Source organism: Mesorhizobium sp. M7A.F.Ca.CA.001.10.2.1 (genome assembly GCF_003998575.1).
Lineage (GTDB): Bacteria > Pseudomonadota > Alphaproteobacteria > Rhizobiales > Rhizobiaceae > Mesorhizobium.
Genome location: NZ_RZQY01000582.1, coordinates 1 through 3,979, shown reverse-complemented (window position 1 = coordinate 3,979; position 3,979 = coordinate 1). Strand labels below are relative to the sequence as shown.

4 protein-coding genes are annotated in these 3,979 nt (G+C 63.6%); 1 reads left to right on the top strand and 3 read right to left on the bottom strand.

What is annotated here, in order from left to right; translation table 11 throughout:
- Positions 1–259: 259 nt before the first annotated feature.
- The 3 genes from EN964_RS27750 to EN964_RS27740 all read right to left on the bottom strand — a co-directional run bounded on the left by EN964_RS27750 (position 260) and on the right by EN964_RS27740 (position 3,530).
- Positions 260–1,291, bottom strand: coding sequence for an Hsp33 family molecular chaperone (locus EN964_RS27750; protein ID WP_127267143.1), 1,032 nt, complete (start codon positions 1,289–1,291; stop codon positions 260–262).
- Positions 1,292–1,401: 110 nt separating this feature from the next.
- Entirely contained in the window at positions 1,402–2,313 is a 912-nt protein-coding gene (gene argF, locus EN964_RS27745; RefSeq protein ID WP_127267144.1) for an ornithine carbamoyltransferase, read from the bottom strand.
- 17 nt (positions 2,314–2,330) lie between these two features.
- Positions 2,331–3,530, bottom strand: coding sequence for an aspartate aminotransferase family protein (locus EN964_RS27740; RefSeq protein ID WP_127267145.1), 1,200 nt, complete (start codon positions 3,528–3,530; stop codon positions 2,331–2,333).
- Between the two features lie 358 nt (positions 3,531–3,888).
- Here EN964_RS27740 and EN964_RS27735 point away from each other — a divergent pair.
- Positions 3,889–3,979 (top strand): GcrA family cell cycle regulator (locus tag EN964_RS27735; protein WP_281059574.1); only part of this gene is annotated, 91 nt, incomplete at its 3' end.

Below are 3,979 nucleotides of genomic sequence, written 5' to 3'. Positions count from 1 at the left end.
CATTGACGGTTGTAGCCGGAGGGGCAGCGGGCGACTTCGCCAAGCCTCGGGCCGGATGGCCATCCGGCCCGAGGCTCAATCGCTTCCATCGCACATAATCATCTCGTGCAGATACAAGGGGCGGCGCCGGACTCTCGGATATATTGCGTGCACAACGGCGTACGATTGAGTACGTGCGGCCAGTCGCCGCCGTCTGCGCTGCCCCTCATCCGCCCTTCGGGCACCTTCTCCCCGTAAACGGGGAGAAGGAAAAACCCTGCTACTGCGCCGCGAATTCCGCCGGGTCGAAGTCATATTGCTTCGAGCAGAATTCGCAGGCGACGTGGATGCCACCATCCTCGGTGCTGTCCTTGATCTCCTGCGCGGAAAAACCCTCGAGGATGCCGCGGATCTTGTCCTTGGAGCACGAGCACTGGTCGGCGACCGGGACGCCGCCGAAGACGCGCACGCCATGCTCGTGGAACAGCCTGTAAAGCAGCCGCTCGGCACCGATTGTCGGGTCGATCAGTTCGGTCGGCTCGATCGTGCCGAGCAGCGCCAGCAACTCCTGCCAGGAATTGTCGACCGGGTCGTGGATCTCCTCGCGCGGATCGCCATCGCCACCCGGCAGATCCGGCACGCGCATGCGCTCGGGCGACTGCGGCAGGAACTGCGCCAGGATACCACCGGCGCGCCACTGCTCGCGGGCACCGCCAGGACCGGGCGTCAAAAGCTTGGCCACCGACAGCCTGAGATCGGTCGGGATCTGTTCCGACTGGCGAAAATAGGTGCGTGCCGCATCTTCCAGCGTCTCGCCGTCGAGCTGGACGATACCCTGATAGCGCTGCGTGTGAGCACCCTGGTCGATGGTCAGCGCCAGCACGCCGCTGCCGAGCAGGGTCTGCTGCGAGGTTTCGCCGGCCGCGACCAGCGCTTCCAGCCGGTCGGCGTCAAAACGCGCATAGGCGCGCAATGCCGAGGGCGTGGAAAAATCCGCGACCAGCATGTCGACAGGCCCGTCGGTGCGGGTCTGCAGGATGAACTTGCCCTCGAACTTCAGCGAGGTGCCGAGCAGCACGGTCAGCACACAGGCCTCCGCCAGCAGGCGGGCGACCGGCTCGGGATAATCGTGGCGGCTGAGGATGGCGTCGAGCATCGGCCCGAGTTGGACGGTGCGGCCCCGCACATCGAGCGGGCCGACCTCGAACGGCACGACATGATCGTCGCCGGCATAGCCAAATTCGCCGAGTTTGGGGTGATGTTCAGTCACTTGATAGGTTTCCAACATGACAAAGCTCCAGGGCGCGGCCATGCCGCCCTCCGGGGCGCATGCGTCGAAACGCGCTTGATTTGCGTGATGCGGCGCAAATAGGCATCACACCCCCGCAGATCAAGCTCCCGGGGATCAAGCGCCGAGACACTTCAAGCGCCGAGACACCAGGCAAGCACGGCCTTCTGGGCATGGAGCCGGTTCTCGGCCTCGTCGAAGACCACCGAATGCGGCCCGTCGATGACCTCGTCCGTCACTTCCTCGCCACGATGCGCCGGCAGGCAATGCATGAACAGCGCGTCCGGCTTGGCCTTGGCCATCAGCTTGGCGTTGACCTGATAGGGCGAGAACACGTTGTGGCCGCGGGCGCGATGCTCCTGACCCATCGAGACCCAACAATCCGTGACGATGCAGTCGGCCTGATCGACGGCTTCCTCGGGCGAGCGGGTGAAGTGCAGCTTGCCGCCATGTGCCCGCGACCAGTCGATATGCTTCTGCGCCGGTTCGCTGCCCTCAGGCACGGCGACGTTGAGGTTGAAGCGGAACCGGGCCGAGGCCTCAAGCAAGGAATGCAGCACATTGTTGCCGTCGCCGGTCCAGGCGATGGTCTTGCCGGCGACCGGACCGCGATGTTCCTCGAAGGTCATGATATCGGCCATCAGCTGGCAGGGATGGGTGTCGTCGGTCAATCCGTTGATCACCGGCACGGTGGCGTTCTCGGTCAATTCCAGCAGGCGCTCATGCGAGGTGGTGCGGATCATGATCGCATCGACATAGCGCGACAGCACCTTGGCCGTGTCGGCAATGGTCTCGGAGCGGCCGAGTTGCATCTCGGTGCCGGTCAGCATGATGGTCTCGCCGCCGAGCTGCCGCATGCCGACGTCGAAGGAGACGCGCGTGCGCGTCGACGGCTTGTCGAAGATCATTGCCAGCACCTTGCCTTCAAGCGGTTTGGTGCGCTCGCCGGCCTTGAGGCGCGCCTTTCGCACCACCGCATCGTCCAGCATCAAGCGCAGATCGCCTTCGGAAACGGTGGAAAGATCGGTGAAATGGCGAACTGACATCAGCAATGGTTCCGGGATTACTTCGCCGCGGCGGAAGCGATCGCCTCCGCCAGGCCCTTGGCGCCGGCGCGGATGCGGTTGAGCGCCTCATGGATCTCGGCGTCGGTGACGGTGAGCGGCGGCAACAGGCGAATGACGTTGTCGCCGGCCGGAACCGCCAGCAGGTTCTGGTCGCGCAAGGCCATGTTCACCTTGGTGTTGGGCATGGCGCATTTGAGGCCGAGCATCAGCCCGGCACCCCTGATGTCCTCGATGATTTCGGGAAACTCGTCGGCGACCGACGCCAGCCCCTGCTTCATCAGCAGCGCCTTGCGTTGGACATCTTCGAGGAAGCCGTCTTCCAGCACGACATCGAGCACGGCGTTGCCGACCGCCATGGCCAGCGGGTTGCCGCCGAACGTGGTGCCATGCACGCCAGCGGTCATGCCCACGGCCGCTTCATCCGTGGCGAGGCAGGCGCCCATCGGGAAACCGCCGCCAATACCCTTGGCGATCGCCATGATGTCTGGCGTAACCCCTGACCATTCATGCGCGAACAGCTTGCCGGTACGGCCGATGCCGCACTGGACCTCGTCGAAGATCAACAGCAGGCCGTGCTGTTCGCACAATTGCCTGAGCCGCTTCAGCGATTGCGTCGGCACCGGGCGGATACCGCCCTCGCCCTGCACCGGCTCGATCAGGATGGCGGCCGTCTCCGGCGTGATCGCCTTTTCGGCGGCGTCGATGTCGTCGAAACCGACCTGATCGAAACCTTCGACCTTGGGGCCGAAGCCCTCGAGATATTTGTACTGGCCGCCGGCCGCGATGGTCGCCAGCGTGCGGCCATGGAAGGCGCCTTCGAAGGTGATGACGCGGAAGCGCTCGGGGTGTCCGTTGACGAACTGGTAGCGGCGCGCCGTCTTGATCGCGCATTCCAGCGCCTCGGCGCCGGAATTGGTGAAGAACACCTTGTCGGCGAAGGTGGCGTCGGCCAGCCGCTCGCCAAGCCGGTTCTGCCCGGGGATCTCGTATAGGTTGGAGACATGCCACAGCTTGGCGGCCTGCTCGGTGAGTGCGGCGACCAGATGCGGATGACTGTGGCCCAGCGAATTGACGGCGATGCCGCCGGCAAAGTCGAGATATCGCTCGCCCTTGTCGGTAATCAGCCATGTGCCTTCCCCGTGGTCGAAGGCCAAGGGTGCGCGAGCAAAGGTCTCGTAAAGCGCCGAACCGCTCATTATATGCGTCTCCGGTACCGGAAAATCAAAAAAGCCGCCAAAGCGGCGGCCTGTGCGGCTTATCCTGTTTTTCGGCCATGAAGTCAACGAAAACGTCGCGTAGTGGCGCGCGGCAAGCCTCCCGACGGGACGCCGGCTCATCAGCGACCGGGCAAGTTGGGGAAAACCGAAAAAACCGATTCGTGTTGCACTTGGGACTCTTGTCACCGAGTCAGCGCATAGAGTAGTTGTAGTCGAGAAATAACTAGATTTCGTGCGGCGGACCTAATCACCAGATATATGTGGTGTCTGCCCCGGCAAATGTTGCCGGGTCGGGAGAAGGATTCCGATTGCCGCACGCTTAGAGGAGCGCGGTCTCATGAACTGGACTGACGAGCGGGTAGAACTCTTGAGAAAACTGTGGTCGGAGGGTCTGAGCGCAAGCCAGATTGCTGCGCAGCTTGGAGGGG